Genomic DNA, 15,666 nt, shown 5'->3' on the forward strand with positions numbered 1-15,666 from the left:
GTCAGAAGTCGAAGCCACCCGGGCGGCCGTTGCGGTCGGCCAGCAGCCCGGCGAGCGTCGCCACCGCGATCTCCGCCGGGGTCCGGGAACCGATGTTCAGCCCCACCGGCCGGTGCACCCGGGCGATGTCGGCCTCCGCCACGCCGAGCCCCTGCAGCGCGGCCACGTGCGGGCCCGGGTGCCGCGGGTTGCCGAGCACGCCGATCCACCGCGGCGCCTCGCCGAGCGCGGCCTTCAGGACGTCGCCGAGCTCCGGCCGGTGGTGGTCGGTGACGACCACGTCCGCCGAGGCGTCCAGGGGCGGCAGCGTGGTGCCCGCTTCGATCCCGTCGGGCACGTCGGTGGCGCGCGCGGCGTCCGGCTCGAACAGCGCGACGTGGTAGCCGAGGTCCCGCGCGAACTTCAGCAGGTACCGCGAGACCGGCGAGGCGAAGACGGCCACCAGGGTCCGCGTGTCCGGGTCCGCCGGTGCCGCGCCGTGGGCGACGTCGCAGGTCTCGCTCATGCCGCCCAGTCTGTCAGCCCCCGGCCTGTTCGCCCACCGTCACGCGGAACTGCCAGAGGTCGGTCTTGCCCTTCACGAGCACCAGGTACCCGTCGGTCACGCGCAGCACCAGCCGGTTCCGCGGTGACGACGGCCGCGGCGGCCGGTGCTGTTTGGCCAGCAGGTACGCGTCGTCCTCCGCACTCTGGCGGTCGGGGTACGGCGTCGCCTCCGCGACGCCCCAGCCCCGGCTGTCGCCCATGCCGCCCTGCTCCTCGATGACCACCCACCACGTCGAACTCATGCCGGTCCGACGCGGCCGGGGGCCGCCGGGTTTCAGGTTTCCTCGCCCACCGTCAGCCGGAAGTGGAACGTCGACGTCCGGCCCTCGACGATCACCAGGTACCCACCCGCGACCCGCAGGACCCGCCGCGACTTCGGCGACCACGGGTACACCGGCTGGTGCTCCCGCGCGAGCCGCAACGCCTCGGCCTCCGCCGCCGGCTGATCGGCGAAGGGGAACGTCTCCGACAGCGACCAGTTCCGGCCGTCACCGGCCCCGCGCTGCTCCTCGACGACGACCCACCAGCCCACGTCCTCAGACCTCCGGTTCGGCGAACTCGAAGTACTCCGGCAGCGGCGCGGTGCCCGCGAGCCGGAAGTACCGCACCTTCCGCCGCTGCCGCAGCCGCAGCGTGTCGCGGACGGCGTCGTTGTGGACGCGGCGGGCGATCACCACCCGGTGTTCGGCGTCGGTCAGCTCCTCGGCCAGCTCGGCCGGCAGGCCCGCCCGGTCGACGCGGCTGAGCTGCAGCGTCAGCTCGTTCTCCGCGTCCTCGCGGTCGGCCCGCGGTGCCGCTTCGGCGCGCTCGGCCAGCGTCCGCAGGCCCGTTTCGCCCAGCACCACCGCGACCGCGCGGGCCACCACCGCGCGGCGCGCCAACGCCGCATCGAGCGCGGCCCAGCCCGCGTCCATCCGGACGTGCAGCCGGTCGAGCCGGTTCGCCGTCGCCACCAGGAGGAGCCCGCCCAGCACGACGACGAGCGCCAGGACCGGGAGCAGCCAGCCGAGCACGCTCACCGGGCCGGCTCCCGCTCCGGCGCCGCGACGCGCCGCGGGTCGGCGGCGATGGCCGTCTCGTAGACCCGCAGCACCTGCGTCGCCACCACCGACCAGTCGAACATCGTCACCCGCTCCCCCGCCGCCGCGGCCAGCGACGCCCGCCGCGCCGGGTCGCCGAGCAGCTCGCGCAGGCCGTCGGCGAGGGCCGCCGGGTCGCCGGTTTCGACGAGCATCCCGGCGTGGCCGTCGTCGAGCACCCGCCGGAACGAGTCGAGGCCGCTGGCCAGCACCGGGGTGCCGGCCGCCATCGCCTCGGTGAGGATCATCCCGAAGCTCTCGCCGCCGGTGTTCGGCGCGCAGTAGACGTCGACGCTGCGCAACGCCTGGGCCTTCACGTGATCGTCGGCCTGCCCGAGCAGCTCCAGGTGCGGCGCCAGCTCCGGGCCGGCGTCGCGGCGCAGCTGGTCTTCGTCGCCGCGGCCGACCACGACCAGCCGCAGGTCCTCGAACTCCGGCAGGATCCGCCGCAGCGCCTCCAGGAGCACCCCCATGCCCTTGCGCGGCTCGCCGAACCGGCCGACGAACCCGACCGTGCCACCGGCCCGCGGGTAGCCCGGCAGCGGTGTCGCCGAGGAGAAGAACTCGACGTCGACGCCGTTGGGGATCTCCACGGCGTCGCCGCCCGCGTGCTCCACCTGCACCCGGCGGGCCAGCGCGGACACCGCGATCCGCGCGGTGATCTTCTCCAGCAGCGGCCGCAGCACGGGCTGGAACGCCGACAGCGTGCGCGAGCGCGTGGTCGCGGTGTGGAACGTCGCCACGATCGGGCCGTCCGCGATGAGCAGCGCCAGCAGCGAAAGGCTCGGCGCCGCGGGCTCGTGCAGGTGCAGGACGTCGAAGTCGCCGTCACGGATCCAGCGGCGCACCCGCGCGTAGGACACCGGGCCGAACTGCAGCCGCGCGACCGAGCCGTTGTAGGGGATGCCGAGCGCCTTGCCGGCCGGGTGCACGAACGGCGGCAGGTCCGCGTCCTCGTCGGCGGGCGCGAGCACGGACACCTGGTGCCCGCGCGCGAGCAGCGCCTTCGTCAGGTCGATCACGTGCCCCTGGACCCCGCCGGGCACGTCGAAGGAGTAGGGGCAGACGATCCCGACCCGCATCGGACGCGTGGCCACGCCTCAGCTCGCCTCTTCCAGGCTGACCTGCTCGCCGGCGTCCAGGTCGGCCGGCCAGAACTTCTGCACCATGTGCCAGTCGGCCGGGTGCGCGGCGATGTCGCCGGCGAAGATGTCGGCCAGTGCCTGCGTGGCGGCGGGGACCTCGGCGCGCGCGGTGACGCGGATGCGCGGGTGCAGCCGGATCTGCCAGCCGTCCTCGGTGAACCAGCAGCCGGCCGGGATCAGCGCCGCACCGGTCGTGGCCGCCAGCCGCGCCGGGCCGCCGGGCATCCGCGCGGCCTCGCCGAAGAACTTCACCGGGATCCCGCTCGTGGTCAGGTCGCGGTCGCCGACCAGGCAGACGGCCTTGTTCTCGCGCAGCCGCTTCAGCAGCACGCGCATCGCCGAGCTGTCGCCGGTCAGCGGCACGATCTCGAAGCCGAGCGACTCGCGGTACTCGACGAACCGGCGGTAGAGCGACTCGGGCTTCAGCCGCTCGGCGACGGTCGTGAAGCCGCCGAGGTAGTCGGCCAGCCAGACCCCGGCGATGTCCCAGTTCCCGCTGTGCGGCAGCGCCATCACCGCGCCGTTGCCCTCGGCGAGCGCCGCGTCGAGGTTCTCCACGCCGGTGATCGACCCCGCGACCTTGGCGCTGACCTCCTTCTGGTCCATCGACGGCAGCCGGAAGGTCTCGTGCCAGTACCGGGCGTACGAGCGCATGGCACGCCGGGTCAGCTCGTCCAGCTCGACCGGATCGGCCTGCGGGACGACACGGGCGAGGTTGGCGCGCAACTGCCGCACGCCGCCGGCGTCACGCCGGACGGCGAGGTCCGCGCCGAGCGAGAACACCGTGCTGCCGAAGCCGGCCGGCAGCCAGCCGGCCAGCCGCCACCCGGCCGCGTAGCCGAAGGCGCTCAGCCGCTCGGAGACCCTGCTCATGCGCACGCCTCGCTGACGCTCGGCGCGGCCTGGGCCGAAGGCGCAGTGGTGAATGATTCGCTCGCGGGCTCGCTCATGCCGACTGCTCCCCGGCGGCGGCCTCGCGGGCCGCCTTCGCCACGGCGGCGAAGCGCTGCAGCAGGGTGATGACCGACAGCACGGCCAGCAGCCAGAGCGTCACGTCGACGGTGTACGGGATGCCGAAGCCGTGCAGGCCGGTGCCGACCAGGGCGATGATCAGCCGCTCGGCGCGTTCGACGAGCCCGCCGTCCACCGGCAGGCCGGAGGCGTCGGCGCGGGCCTTGACGTAGGAGATGACCTGGGCGAGCACCAGGCACAGCAGCGCCGCGGCGGCGGCCGGGTGGTTGTCGTCGACGACGAAGCACCACCAGGCGATCGCGGCGAACAGGGCACCGTCGACCAGCCTGTCGCAGGTGGCGTCGAGCACCGCGCCGAACGGGGTGCCGTAGCCGCGGGCACGGGCCATGGCGCCGTCGAGGAGGTCCAGCATGGCGAAGCCCCACACCGTGAAGGTGCCCCAGAGCAGGTAGCCGTTCGGGAAGAAGGCCAGGGCGCAGACGACGGCGCCGGCGGTGCCGAGCACGGTCATCGCGTTCGGGGTCAGCCCGACGCGGACCAGCGCCTGGCCGATCGGATCGGTGACGCGGGAAACGGAGGCACGCGCGAAGATATTGAGCATCGGTTCGTCTGAGACACCTGGCTACGAGGATCGGGTGGGCGATGGCAGCCTATCCACCCGCCCCGGTGAACCCCACGCGCCGCCCCGGCTCAGCCCGATTTCGGCAGCCGGACGACCTCGCCGGGGTACTCCCGTGCCTCTTCCGCGGCCTGGGCGGCGGCGCACTTCGGCGACAGGCGCTGCCGGATCGCGGCGCTGATCTCGCCGAGCGCGGTGACCTGCTCCGGCGTCAGCGGGTCGAAGAGGCTCTCGCGGACGGCCTCGACGTGCCCGGGCGCGGCCGCTTCGAGCGCGGTGAAGCCGGCGTCGGTCAGGACGGCCCAGGCGCCGCGCTTGTCGGTCGGGCAGGCTTCGCGGCGCACCCAGCCGTTGGCTTCCAGGCGCGCGACCGCGTGCGAGAGCCGGCTTCGCGACGCCTGGCGCGCGTCGGCGAGCTCGCTCATCCGCAGCCGGCGGCCGGGCGCTTCCGAGAGCGCCACGAGGACTTCGTAGTAGGTGTGCGGCATGCCCGAGTCGTGCTGCAGCTGCCCCTCGAGGTGCGCGCTGAGCATGCGGGTGGCCGCGTTGAACTCACGCCAGACGCGCTGCTCGTCGTCGCTGAGCCATCGGGTTTCGGACATACCCCCATCATACCCTCGGTTGAACACTCAATCAGGCTTTGCCGGTTACGGCATCCGAGCGTTTTCCGTGGGCGACCGGCGTGTAGTGAATGACTCATTCCTGTCGTCGGGCGACAGGAATGAGTCATTCACGTCGTGTGGTGCCGGGCCCGCGTCACCAGGCGTCGGACAGCAGGTCCCGGGTCTCGCCGAGCAGCTGCGGCAGCACCTTCGTCTGGCCGATGACCGGCATGAAGTTCGCGTCCCCGCCCCAGCGCGGCACGAGGTGCTGGTGCAGGTGCGCCGCGATCCCCGCGCCCGCGACCACGCCCTGGTTGAGGCCGATGTTGAACCCGTGCGCGCCGGACACCGCGCGGATCACCTTCATCGCGTGCTGGGTGAACTCGGCGACCTCGCGCGTCTCCTCCACCGTCAGCTCGGTGTAGTCCGCGACGTGCCGGTAGGGCACCACCATCAGGTGCCCGGGGTTGTACGGGTACAGGTTCAGCACCGCGAACACCTTCTCGCCGCGCGCGACGATCAGGCCCGTCTTGTCGTCCAGGGACGGGATGCGGCAGAACGGGCAGCCGGTGTCCTCGTCGTCGTCCGGCTTGTCCTGGCCCTTGATGTAGGCCATCCGGTGCGGGGTCCAGAGGCGCTGGAACGCGTCCTGGACCCCGCCGCCCTGCTGCTCGACGAGCTCGGGACCGTCACTCACCGAACGACCGTCTCCAGCGCCTCGGCCGACGGCGACGCGTTTTCGCGGCGTTCGACCCACTCCGCGATCGCCTCGACCGCCTTGTCCACCGGCACGCCGTTGATCTGGCCGCCGTCGCGGAAGCGGAACGACACCGCGCCCGCCTCGACGTCCTTCGCGCCGGCCAGCAGCATGAAGGGCACCTTCTGCGTCGTGTGGGTGCGGATCTTCTTCTGCATCCGGTCGTCGCTCGCGTCGACCTCCGCGCGGATCCCCTTGGCGCGCAACGCCTTCTCGACGTCCTGCAGGTACCCGACCTGGTCGGCGGTGATCGGGATGCCGACCACCTGCACCGGCGCGAGCCACGCCGGGAACGCGCCCGCGTAGTGCTCGGTCAGCACGCCGAAGAACCGCTCGATCGAGCCGAACAGCGCGCGGTGGATCATCACCGGCCGCTGGCGCGAACCGTCCGGCGCGGTGTACTCCAGCTCGAACCGCTTGTTCTGGTTGAAGTCCAGCTGGATGGTCGACATCTGCCAGGTGCGGCCGATGGCGTCCTTGGCCTGGACCGAGATCTTCGGGCCGTAGAAGGCCGCGCCACCCGGGTCCGGGACCAGCTCGAGGCCCGAGTCGACGGCGGCCTGCCGCAGTGTCTCGGTGGCCTCCTCCCACTCCCAGTCCTCGCCGATGAACTTGTCGGAGTCGCCGCGGGTGGACAGCTCGAGGTAGAAGTCGGAGAGGCCGTAGTCGGCCAGCAGGTCCAGCACGAACTTGAGCAGCGACCGCAGCTCGCCCGGCATCTGCTCCTTGGTGCAGTAGATGTGCGAGTCGTCCATCGTCAGGCCGCGCACGCGGGTGAGGCCGTGCACGACGCCCGACTTCTCGTAGCGGTAGACCGTGCCGAACTCGAACAGCCGCAGCGGCAGCTCGCGGTAGGACCGCCCGCGCGAGCGGAAGATCAGGTTGTGCATCGGGCAGTTCATGGCCTTGAGGTAGTAGTTCTCCTCGTCGAACTGCACCGGCGGGAACATCGTGTCCGCGTAGTAGGGCAGGTGGCCGGAGGTGTGGAACAGCTCGCCCTTGCTGATGTGCGGGGTGTTCACGAACTCGTAGCCGGCCTCCTCGTGGCGGCGGCGCGAGTAGTTCTCCAGCTCCCGGCGGATGATGCCGCCCTTGGGGTGGAACACCGGCAGGCCGGAGCCGATCTCCTCGGGGAAGGAGAACAGGTCGAGCTCGGCGCCGAGCTTGCGGTGGTCGCGGCGCTCGGCCTCGGCGATGCGCTCGAGGTGGGCGTCCTGCGCCTCGGCCGACTCCCACGCGGTGCCGTAGATCCGCTGCAGCTGCGGGTTCTTCTCGCTCCCCCGCCAGTACGCGGCGGCGACGCGGGTCAGCTTGAACGCGGGGATGAACTTCGTGGTCGGCACGTGCGGACCACGGCAGAGGTCACTCCAGACACGTTCCTTGGTGCGCGGGTCGAGATTGTCGTAGATGGTGAGCTCGCCCTCGCCCACCTCCATGACCTCGGAAGTGTCCACTTCGGACTTGAGGTCGACGAGTTCGAGCTTGAACGGCTCGTCCGCCAGTTCCTTCTTGGCCTCGTCGACGGAGTCGAAAACGCGCCGCGAGAACTGCTGGGCGCCCTTCACGATCTGCTTCATGCGCTTTTCGAGCGCCTGCAGGTCTTCCGGGGTGAACGGAGTGTCAACCGCGAAGTCGTAGTAGAAGCCGTCTTTCACCGGCGGGCCGATACCGAGCTTGGCTTCGGGGAATTGCTGCTGCACGGCCTGGGCGAGCACGTGGGCCGCCGAATGGCGGATGACGCTGCGCCCGTCCTCGGTGTTCGCGGCGACCGGCTCGACCTCGGCGTCGGATTCCGGGGCCCAGGCGAGGTCGCGCAGCTTGCCCTCGGCGTCGCGGACGACGACGACCGTGTCCGGGCCCTTGGTCGGCAGGCCGGCCTCGCGGACCGCCGCCCCCGCCGTAGTGCCCGCCGGTACCACCACGCGGGAGGCGGCCACGGGGGAAACGGGGGGCGACTGCGACACGATGGCTCCTCGGACTGGAGTGACGGAGATGACCCCGACGATGCTAGTCGTCGGCCCGCGCGCGCCTCACGCGCGTCCGCGAACGCCGGACAGGCCGCCTCCGGACGCGGAGGCGGCCTGTCCGGTCGTGGTCAGAGGGTTTCGACGACCTGGTCGAAGTCCAGCCGCGGCAGGCGGTCGAACCAGGGGTTCTCGCCCGGCTTGCCGACGTTCACCACGACCAGCGAGCGCCACTTCTTGTCCGCGAAGAACTCGTCGTCGACGCCCTGGGCGTCGAAGCCGGTCATCGGGCCGGCAGCCAGGCCGGCGGCGCGGACGCCGATGATGAAGTAGCCGACCTGCAGCAGCGAGTTCAGCTTGGCGAACTCGACGCGGCCCTGCTCGTCGGAGAAGTTGTCCTTGACGCCGGGGTTGTGCGGGAAGACCTGCGGGATGTTCTCGTGGAAGTCGACGTCCGCGGCGAGCACGACGGTCAGCGGAGCGGCTTCGGTCTTGTCCCGGTTGCCCGGGGCCATGTGCGGCAGCAGGCGGGCCTTCGCCTCGGCGGTCCGGAGCACCAGCGCCCGCAGCGGCTGGGTGTTCATCGACGTCGGGGCCCACTTGACGAGGTCGTAGATCGCGCGGACCTGCTCCTCGGTCACCGGCTCGGAGCTGAAACTGTTGGCCGTTCGCGCCTCGCGGAACAGGAGGTTCTGGACGTCCGCGGGGACCTGGAGGGCCTCGGCCTGCTCGGCAAAGGTGGTCATGGGGCTGGGTTCCTTCCGTTGGTCGGGTACCCCGTGCAACCAGGTTGAGCGTTGAACTATTTCATGCTCAACCAGTTGTGTGGATCACAACCGGCAGGCGCCCGCACACGAGCGGCGACGCCCCCTCACCCGGCCGGGTACCCAGCCGCGAAACGGGCACGGCCGCCGACCCCCCTTGTCGGGGATCGGCGGCCGTGGTGCGCGTGCGCGGCCCGGGCGGGTCAGTAGGCGCCCTGCCCGCCCATCACCGCGCGGAACGTCTTCCAGAGGATCACCAGGTCGAGCGCCAGCGACCAGTCCTCGACATAGCGCAGGTCGAGCCGGATGGACTCCGCCCACGTGAGGTCGCTGCGCCCGCTCACCTGCCAGAGCCCGGTCAGGCCCGGCTTCACGAGCAGCCGGCGGCGGGCGTCCGGCGCGTACTGCGCGGTCTCCTCCGGCAGCGGTGGCCGCGGGCCGACGAGCGACATCTTCCCGGACACGACGTTGAACAGCTGGGGCACCTCGTCGAGCGAATACCGGCGCAGGAAACCACCCACGCGGGTGATCCGCGGATCACGCTTCATCTTGAAGAGCGGGCCCGCGCCTTCGTTCTCCTGTTCGAGGGTCTTCCGGATTTCGTCGGCGTTCGTGACCATCGTGCGGAACTTGAGCATGGTGAACGTCGCGCCGTCGCGGCCGACGCGGCGCTGGCGGTAGATCACCGGGCCGCGGTCGTTCAGCTTGATCGCCAGCGCGATCACCAGCAGCAGCGGGGAAAGCAGGGTCAGCAGCAGCGCCGAGCCCGCCCGGTCCACGATCTCCTTCACCACGCGGCGGCCGCCGGTGAACATCGGCGCCGTGACGCGCAGCAGGGGCATCCCCAGCACGCCGGTGACGTTGAGCCGGGGCCCGGCCACCTCCATCAGCACGGGCGCCACGACCATCTCCGCGCCGGTGCCCTCCATGTCCCAGGCCAGCCGCTGCAACCGCTTCGGCGTCCAGTACTGGTCCGCGGTGATCGCCACGACCCGGTAGCCGCCGCGCCGCACGTACCGCGAAAGTTCGTCCAGCCTCCCGACCACCGGGACACCGTCGATTTCGCCGCTGTCGCGCTCGGCGCCGTGGCCGGTGAACGTGCACGCCGCCTCGACGCGCCAGCCGACGTGTGCTTCGGACTTGGTGCGCGCGATCAGGTCGGCGACGGTTTCCGGGCTGCCCGCCGCCATCACCGGCAGCAGGCAGAGTCCCTTGGCGCGCTTGCGGTGCAGCACCTGGCGCAGCAGGTACCGCTGCGGGAACGCGACGAGCGCGATCGCCGGGACGACGACGAACACCCAGACCTGGACCTCGAGCGCGCCGAACAGCAGGCCGCCCAGCGCGACCAGGACGGCCGCGGTGATGAAGCCGCGGCCCAGCGTGCGGTACTCCTCCGCCCCTTCGCCGAGCACGCGCGGGCTCCAGGCCCGGCTGACCGGGAGCGAGACGAACACGGCGAGGATCGTCCCGAAGGCGTGCATGTCGTGCGGGGCAACGCGATCGATGACGAACGCGCTGATCGCGATCACCAGCAGCGTTATGAAGACGTCGCTGCCGATGACCCAGGCTCTGTATCTCGCCTCCCAGGCCGCCGGCAGCGCCTTGGGGGGCGGCGTCCCGGCCGCCTCGGCCGGTTTGCCGTCCCGCTGAGCGGGTCGGGGAATGGCCTGGAGGTCGATGTGCGGCGGTGGTTTGCTCACCGTGTACGACGGCCGCACCGACTCTTCCATCTGACCTCCCGGGACCAGGGATTGGCTTGGGTCCGCAAGCACGCTGCGTCACCGGGCGTGATTTCGTACAGTCACCACGACTCGGGTTCGCGCTGTGCCCGCGGTGGGCTTCACACGGCAAGGTATCGGCGACCCTCTCAGCATCGTTACAAGGATTTCCAGCCACATGCAGCGCGTCTTTCCCGCCAGAAAATGGCCGCAAGATAACAAGATGATGACGATGCGTAATAGCGCGTATCCCCACAAAAACTACGGAATGTAGCCAAGAGCGTGATACCCGCACCCGGGTGGACCCACGCTCTTCCGAACGGCCGAACGAGGCCGGGAAATCTACTGTGGACACTGCGGCGCGCCGGTGGTCCACAGTGGACCAGGCCGATCCCCGGACGCCGCCGCGCGGGCGGCCGGTGATCAGCTCGTGACGTTCGTCGCCGAATCGTCACACCCGCGGGTTTCCGTCACAAGTTCTCCCGTCTCGGCCGCGCCGCGGCACACCGAGGATCCCGCGCACGCCTCCCGTGGGGTTCGTTCGACAGAAGACCGCCGCACCGGCAGGCCACAGACGCACGTTCCCGAAGCTCCGGCGACGAGGACGAGAACGCGTCTGACAGCGAATACGGAGGATTCGAACGGATCGTTCACTCCGCTTCGGCGTGGTCAACATCACAATAGGACTACATGCGGGGATCCGAAGGCTCGCCGCCGCGGGAGACTCGGCCCATCGGGCACAAAGCGAGAGCCCTGTCTGCGCATTTCGCAGACAGGGCTCATCAGCTGTCGCGTGGGCGATACTGGGATCGAACCAGTGACCTCTTCGGTGTGAACGAAGCGCTCTCCCGCTGAGCTAATCGCCCGCTCGCGGTGTTGCGGTGAACTTTAGCGTACGACTTACGGGCGCCTGCAAACGGGTGGTCCTCGGCGACCACACTCCGCTTACCGGCGAGTACGGAACGAACAACCCCGAGCTAGCCGGGGTTGTGGCAGGTGGGGGTCGCCCGACGCCACATTCGACATCCGTGCGACGGTGCTATCGCCCGGCGACTAAACCGCGCAGTATGGAGGCGTGGGCCCGCACGGGGCGCGCCGGTCGATCGCGCGCCGTGGGGGTGAACAACGGGCGCAAACGGGGGCTGATGGGCCCGTACGGGTGATATGCGGCTCACCTGCGACGGAATCGGCCTCCCGATGCGTCCCAGTGGTGACGCCCTCGGCCGGGCCGGGCCGGGAAGGGAGACGAAGGGTAGGACGATGCGCAACGATCACGTGACGCTCCGCTCGACGGCGGTCTTCGACCTGCTGGCGCCGCGGACGCCCGCGGTTCCGGTCAAGGTGGAGCTGCGCTACGACACACGCGACCCGTATGCGGTCGTCGCCGCCTTCCGCACCGGCCGCGCCGGCTGGGTCGAATGGGTGTACGCACGCGACCTCCTCGCGGACGGCCTGCTGGCCGACGCGGGTGACGGGGACGTCCGCATCCGCCCTTCCGTCGAGGACCCCGAGTCCGTGCTGATCGAGCTGAACTCGCCGTCCGGGCACGCCATGTTCGAGGCGTCCGCCCAGGAGCTGGCCGACTTCCTCGACCGGACCTACGACGTGGTGCTGCCGGGCAACGAGCACCTGTGGGTCGACGTCGACGACGCGCTCACCCACCTCATCCCCCACGATCTGGCCTGATGACGGGCTTGCAACGGCGGAGTGACACCCCGGTGTCGCCGCCGTTTTCGGGGTCCGATATGGTTTTCACACACCACGGCGACGGGGTGAGGGACAAGGTCGAGGCCTTGGACCTCGGGATCCGGAGCTGTGCAGTGCGGATGTAGCGCAGCTGGTAGCGCATCACCTTGCCAAGGTGAGGGTCGCGGGTTCGAATCCCGTCATCCGCTCGGTAGGCTCTCGAGCCTGGCACGGTGGAGTGGCCGAGAGGCGAGGCAACGGCCTGCAAAGCCGTGTACACGGGTTCGAATCCCGTCTCCACCTCGCGCGATTAGCTCAGCGGGAGAGCGCTTCCCTGACACGGAAGAGGTCACTGGTTCAATCCCAGTATCGCGCACCAGATGTTTTCGCAGGTCAGAAGCCCTGTCCCTCTTCGGAGGGGCGGGGCTTCAGTCGTCGGGTGGCGATGATTTGGCGATAGACCCGGGCCCGATTGCCCGCCGGGCCGCAGGTGCGGGAGCCACGACACCAGCTTTGCCCGCTCCCCCGGAGGTAGGGCGGCCAGCGTTCGTCCAGCGCATCGATGCTCGTACACCATCGCCGGCGTTACGTGGTCGTAGACGCGGGCGAAGGCCGTCATCTTCTGCCCCAGCCGCGCCTCGTCCGGATCGAGCCCGTCCTACTCCGGCCGAACGGCTCCCGCTGGCTGTCCGACAGCTCCTCGTCGGCACCGCGATGCCTGGCGAATCACGTCCCCGTAGGAGCTCTCTTCCGTCCCCGCTCTTCCGGCATCCTTTGTAGACCTTCCCGTCCAGCTCTTTCGACGGCGTCCGGATACTCGGGAAAGTGTCCGCCAAGGCGCAGCCGAGCAGACTGTCCCCTTCGGACTCGACGGACGGCACCCCATCAGAGTCGCGTCGGCCGGCGAACGGGGATACCGACGCGGCTGCCCCAGCTCATCGAGCTGACCGCTGGCCTCGCAGGGACACCCATCAGGTGATCCACAGGTGAACCTCAAGTGAACAACGTCTGGTCTGAATCCGACGTGCACGGCGCCGACCTCGGTGTCCGGCTGTCCGGCGCACCACCCGCGCGCCGCCGGCGGTACCGCTGCGCGGGCATGATCCATTACGGTGGCCGGACCTGGGGGCCGCGACCGCAGGGAGCCGTCATGCCGATCCTCACCACCGTGGCCGACTGGACGATCACCGCGTCCGGCGACTCCGCGACGTTCACCCACGCCTCGGCCGCCGCCTGCTGGGCGCCGCGGGTGTGGAGCGGACGTGGGCTCGCGATCGCCGAGACCGACGTCGCCTCGTTCGACAAGGCGCTGGGCGAAGTGCTGAAGCTGCCCGTCTACTGGCTGGCCCGCGCCCGGCGGGCAGACAGCGGGGCCGGGGACGCCACGGTCTGGTCGGAGCCGCGGTTCGACCCGGACGACGAGTTCGTCTCCATCGCCGGCCCCTGCCGGACCGACGAACCCGCGCCGGGGTACCGGCCTGCCTTCACGTTCGCCATCGATCTGGTCCACCTGCGGGGATTGCGGATCAGGATCGCCGCCTACCGGGCCGCGTCGGCCGGCCGTTGAGGTCGCTGTCGTGATCAGCCGGGTGGATGCCACGAGCGCAAGGGCCTGAGCAAGGCGTTCTTCTTGTAGTGGTGGTCGGCCATGCGGCGGAGGATGTCGTCGAGCGTGGTGACGGCGTCGACGATGTGCGGTCCTTTGTTGAGCATGACGCATTCGGCGCGCACGCCCATCGCGGCGTCGGTGATCTCGGCGCGGGACGGGCGGCCGGTGCGGGCGAGCTGGTCGAGGACCTGGGTGGCCCAGACAACCGGCAGGTGCGCGGCTTCGCAGAGCCAGAGGATTTCTTCCTGGAGTTCGGCGAGCCGTTCGTAGCCGCATTCGACGGCCAGGTCGCCGCGGGCGATCATCACGCCGGTACGCGGGTGGCGCATCGCGGTCAACAGCAGTTCGGGCAGGTTTTCGAACGCCTGCCGGGTCTCGACCTTGAGGATCACGCCGAGCTCGCGGGCACCGTGCCGGTCAAGTTCGGCGAGCAGGTCTTCGACGTCGCCGGGGGTGCGGACGAACGACAGCTGGACCAGGTCGGCGTGGGCGCAGACGAACGGCAGGCAGGCGCGGTCGGCCTCGGTCAGGGCGGGCACCGGCAACTCGGTTCGGGGCAGGTTGATGCCCTTGCCCGCCCGCAGCCGGGATCCGCCGTCGCGGGCGTCGATGATCCGGACGGTGACCGTGTCCGCGCGGGCGTCGACGACGGCACCGCCGATGCGGCCGTCGTCGAACAGGACCGGGTCTCCCGGGCGGGCCGCGTCGAAGACGGCGGGCAGGGTGCAGCCGATCCGGGGCGGCCGTTGGACGGCCACGGGCGCGCAGTCGCGGGTCAGGGTGAGCAGGTCGCCTTCGTGCAGCGTCAGGAACTGCTCGACCGGGGGCAGCGCACCGACTTCGGCCTCGGTGCCGTCGCGCGCCCGCACCACCGTTCCGGTGGTGAGGTAGGCGGTGTGGTGCGTGGTGGCAAGCACTCCGGCCGGGCTCGCCGAGACGATCACGAGCCGGCGGTGGGCGCCCCGGGCGTCGCGGAACCGCAGCCCCTGTCCCGGCTGCAGGGTGGTGAGCTCGGCGGCGTGGATCGGGATCGGCCGGGCGTCGGGCCGCGGGGCCGGGGCGCCGGCGGGGGTGAGCCAGCACCACGCCGGGGCGGTCGGGCGGCCCAGCTGGTCGCGGTGGGGACGGAGCTTGACCACGCGAGGTCCCTCGAGCAGGGGGCCGGTGCGCAGTTTCGGGCCGGCGAGGTCCATCGCGATCCGGCAGGGCCGTCCGGCGTCCCGGGCGGCGGCGCGGACGTGGTCGATCATCGCTGTCCACTGCTCGGGTCCGTCGTGCGCGCAGTTGATCCGGGCGAGGTCCATGCCGGCGCCGACGAGGGCGCGCGTCAGCGTCGGGTCGCGAGCGGCTTCCGCCGGCAGGGTGACCATGACGCGGGTCCGCCGCCGCGCGGGTTCCGGACCCAGCAGGGCGGTGCTGTTGCTGCGGAGGCTGCGCGGACCGGTGATGAATTCGGTGCGCGGCGGGCGTTTCCGCGCTTCGGGGTCACCGGCCAGGGCGACGGCGGCCGCGAAGATGGCTTCGAGGCTGGCGTGGACATGCGGTTCGCTGCGGCCCAGCGAGGACAGGCCCTGCTCGGCCAGCCGGGCTTGGAGGTCGCGCAGGTCCAGTTGCCGCACGGCCCAGTAGTGCGTGAGGTTGCGCGCGCCGGCCGCATGGCCGGGGGCGACTTCGCCGACCCGCGCCGCCCAGTAGGACTCGGCGTCGGTCAGCACGGTGAACAGCTGTCGGATTTCTTCGACGATCACGGAGGATTCGCTGGCGGACGGTGCCTTCGTCACGCGCCCAGCTTCCCCGGCCGGTCCCGGCACGGCCAGGGCACGAGAGTGCCGATGGAGAAGCCTTTCGCCTCTGGCGGCCCGCGACGAAGGTCCCTGGTGCCGGGGGCGCAGGTCCATGTGCCGAGCCGTGGACACTACCTACGGTCGGTGCTGGAAGCGAGAGGATCCCCGCCGAAGGAGCCTGGAGCATGCCCGCTCGTGTCTCGCCCCGCGAACGCCTCGAGATCCGGCTGGTCGTCGCGCGGCTGACCGCGAAGTTCGCCGCCACCCACGCCACCAGCCACATCCAAGACGTCGTCGACGACAGCTACCGCGCTTTCACCGACGCCCGCATCCGCGACTTCGTGCCGTTGCTCACCGAACGACGAGCCCATCGCGAACTCGCGAGAGCGGCGGAGTGACCTCGCGTGCGGCATCCGGGTGA

Annotated in this window: 16 protein-coding genes and 4 tRNA genes; 6 read left to right on the forward strand and 14 right to left on the reverse strand. The window is 71.0% G+C overall.

Annotated features, from left to right (window positions below; all coding sequences use genetic code 11):
* Position 1 precedes the first annotated feature (1 nt).
* The 13 genes from QRX60_RS40830 to QRX60_RS40890 all read right to left on the reverse strand — a co-directional run bounded on the left by QRX60_RS40830 (position 2) and on the right by QRX60_RS40890 (position 11,032).
* Entirely contained in the window at positions 2 to 505 is a 504-nt protein-coding gene (locus QRX60_RS40830; protein ID WP_285996815.1) for an XdhC family protein, read from the reverse strand.
* Between the two features lie 13 nt (positions 506 to 518).
* On the reverse strand, positions 519 to 788 hold the full coding sequence (locus QRX60_RS40835; protein WP_285996816.1) for a hypothetical protein: 270 nt from the start codon (positions 786 to 788) through the stop codon (positions 519 to 521).
* A 32-nt stretch (positions 789 to 820) separates the two neighbouring features.
* Positions 821 to 1,078 (reverse strand): hypothetical protein, encoded by a 258-nt coding sequence (locus QRX60_RS40840; RefSeq protein ID WP_285996817.1) that lies wholly within the window; start codon positions 1,076 to 1,078, stop codon positions 821 to 823.
* A gap of 4 nt (positions 1,079 to 1,082) precedes the next feature.
* A complete protein-coding gene (locus tag QRX60_RS40845) occupies positions 1,083 to 1,565 on the reverse strand; it encodes an NUDIX hydrolase (protein ID WP_285996818.1) in 483 nt (160 codons plus the stop codon).
* The gene (locus tag QRX60_RS40850; protein ID WP_286003803.1) at positions 1,562 to 2,707 is read right to left on the reverse strand and encodes a glycosyltransferase family 4 protein; all 1,146 of its coding nucleotides are present in this window, start codon (positions 2,705 to 2,707) and stop codon (positions 1,562 to 1,564) included. Before QRX60_RS40850 ends, QRX60_RS40845 begins: the two co-directional genes overlap by 4 nt.
* An 18-nt stretch (positions 2,708 to 2,725) precedes the next feature.
* Positions 2,726 to 3,643, reverse strand: a complete 918-nt coding sequence (locus tag QRX60_RS40855; RefSeq protein ID WP_285996819.1) for a phosphatidylinositol mannoside acyltransferase — start codon at positions 3,641 to 3,643, stop codon at positions 2,726 to 2,728.
* A gap of 73 nt (positions 3,644 to 3,716) precedes the next feature.
* Positions 3,717 to 4,343 (reverse strand): phosphatidylinositol phosphate synthase, encoded by a 627-nt coding sequence (gene pgsA, locus QRX60_RS40860; RefSeq protein ID WP_285996820.1) that lies wholly within the window; start codon positions 4,341 to 4,343, stop codon positions 3,717 to 3,719.
* Positions 4,344 to 4,432: 89 nt separating this feature from the next.
* Positions 4,433 to 4,963, reverse strand: a complete 531-nt coding sequence (locus tag QRX60_RS40865; protein ID WP_285996821.1) for a MarR family winged helix-turn-helix transcriptional regulator — start codon at positions 4,961 to 4,963, stop codon at positions 4,433 to 4,435.
* 154 nt (positions 4,964 to 5,117) lie between these two features.
* Positions 5,118 to 5,660 (reverse strand): HIT family protein, encoded by a 543-nt coding sequence (locus tag QRX60_RS40870; RefSeq protein ID WP_285996822.1) that lies wholly within the window; start codon positions 5,658 to 5,660, stop codon positions 5,118 to 5,120.
* A complete protein-coding gene (gene thrS, locus QRX60_RS40875) occupies positions 5,657 to 7,684 on the reverse strand; it encodes a threonine--tRNA ligase (protein WP_285996823.1) in 2,028 nt (675 codons plus the stop codon). Before thrS ends, QRX60_RS40870 begins: the two co-directional genes overlap by 4 nt.
* A 131-nt stretch (positions 7,685 to 7,815) precedes the next feature.
* A complete protein-coding gene (locus QRX60_RS40880; protein ID WP_285996824.1) occupies positions 7,816 to 8,430 on the reverse strand; it encodes a malonic semialdehyde reductase in 615 nt (204 codons plus the stop codon).
* A gap of 221 nt (positions 8,431 to 8,651) precedes the next feature.
* On the reverse strand, positions 8,652 to 10,178 hold the full coding sequence (locus QRX60_RS40885) for a sugar transferase (protein ID WP_285996825.1): 1,527 nt from the start codon (positions 10,176 to 10,178) through the stop codon (positions 8,652 to 8,654).
* A gap of 782 nt (positions 10,179 to 10,960) precedes the next feature.
* Positions 10,961 to 11,032 (reverse strand) — tRNA-Val (locus QRX60_RS40890).
* A gap of 394 nt (positions 11,033 to 11,426) precedes the next feature.
* Here QRX60_RS40890 and QRX60_RS40895 point away from each other — a divergent pair.
* The 5 genes from QRX60_RS40895 to QRX60_RS40915 all read left to right on the forward strand — a co-directional run bounded on the left by QRX60_RS40895 (position 11,427) and on the right by QRX60_RS40915 (position 13,419).
* Complete coding sequence (locus QRX60_RS40895) at positions 11,427 to 11,852, forward strand: SsgA family sporulation/cell division regulator (protein WP_033293569.1); 426 nt, start codon at positions 11,427 to 11,429, stop codon at positions 11,850 to 11,852.
* Between the two features lie 136 nt (positions 11,853 to 11,988).
* A tRNA-Gly gene (locus QRX60_RS40900) sits at positions 11,989 to 12,061 on the forward strand.
* Between the two features lie 23 nt (positions 12,062 to 12,084).
* A tRNA-Cys gene (locus QRX60_RS40905) sits at positions 12,085 to 12,155 on the forward strand.
* A gap of 1 nt (position 12,156) precedes the next feature.
* Positions 12,157 to 12,231 (forward strand) — tRNA-Val (locus tag QRX60_RS40910).
* A gap of 771 nt (positions 12,232 to 13,002) precedes the next feature.
* Entirely contained in the window at positions 13,003 to 13,419 is a 417-nt protein-coding gene (locus QRX60_RS40915; protein ID WP_285996826.1) for a hypothetical protein, read from the forward strand.
* A 14-nt stretch (positions 13,420 to 13,433) separates the two neighbouring features.
* Here QRX60_RS40915 and QRX60_RS40920 read toward each other — a convergent pair whose 3' ends face one another.
* Positions 13,434 to 15,242: a pyruvate kinase gene (locus QRX60_RS40920; protein WP_285996827.1), complete on the reverse strand. Its 1,809-nt coding sequence runs from the start codon at positions 15,240 to 15,242 to the stop codon at positions 13,434 to 13,436.
* A 188-nt stretch (positions 15,243 to 15,430) separates the two neighbouring features.
* Between QRX60_RS40920 and QRX60_RS40925 the strand changes: the two genes are divergently transcribed.
* Positions 15,431 to 15,643 carry a three-helix bundle dimerization domain-containing protein gene (locus tag QRX60_RS40925; protein WP_285996828.1) on the forward strand — a complete coding sequence of 71 codons (213 nt, stop codon included), beginning with the start codon at positions 15,431 to 15,433 and terminating at the stop codon, positions 15,641 to 15,643.
* Positions 15,644 to 15,666: the final 23 nt, after the last annotated feature.

Origin of the sequence: Amycolatopsis mongoliensis, assembly GCF_030285665.1 — a bacterium.
GTDB classification, from domain to species: domain Bacteria; phylum Actinomycetota; class Actinomycetes; order Mycobacteriales; family Pseudonocardiaceae; genus Amycolatopsis; species Amycolatopsis mongoliensis.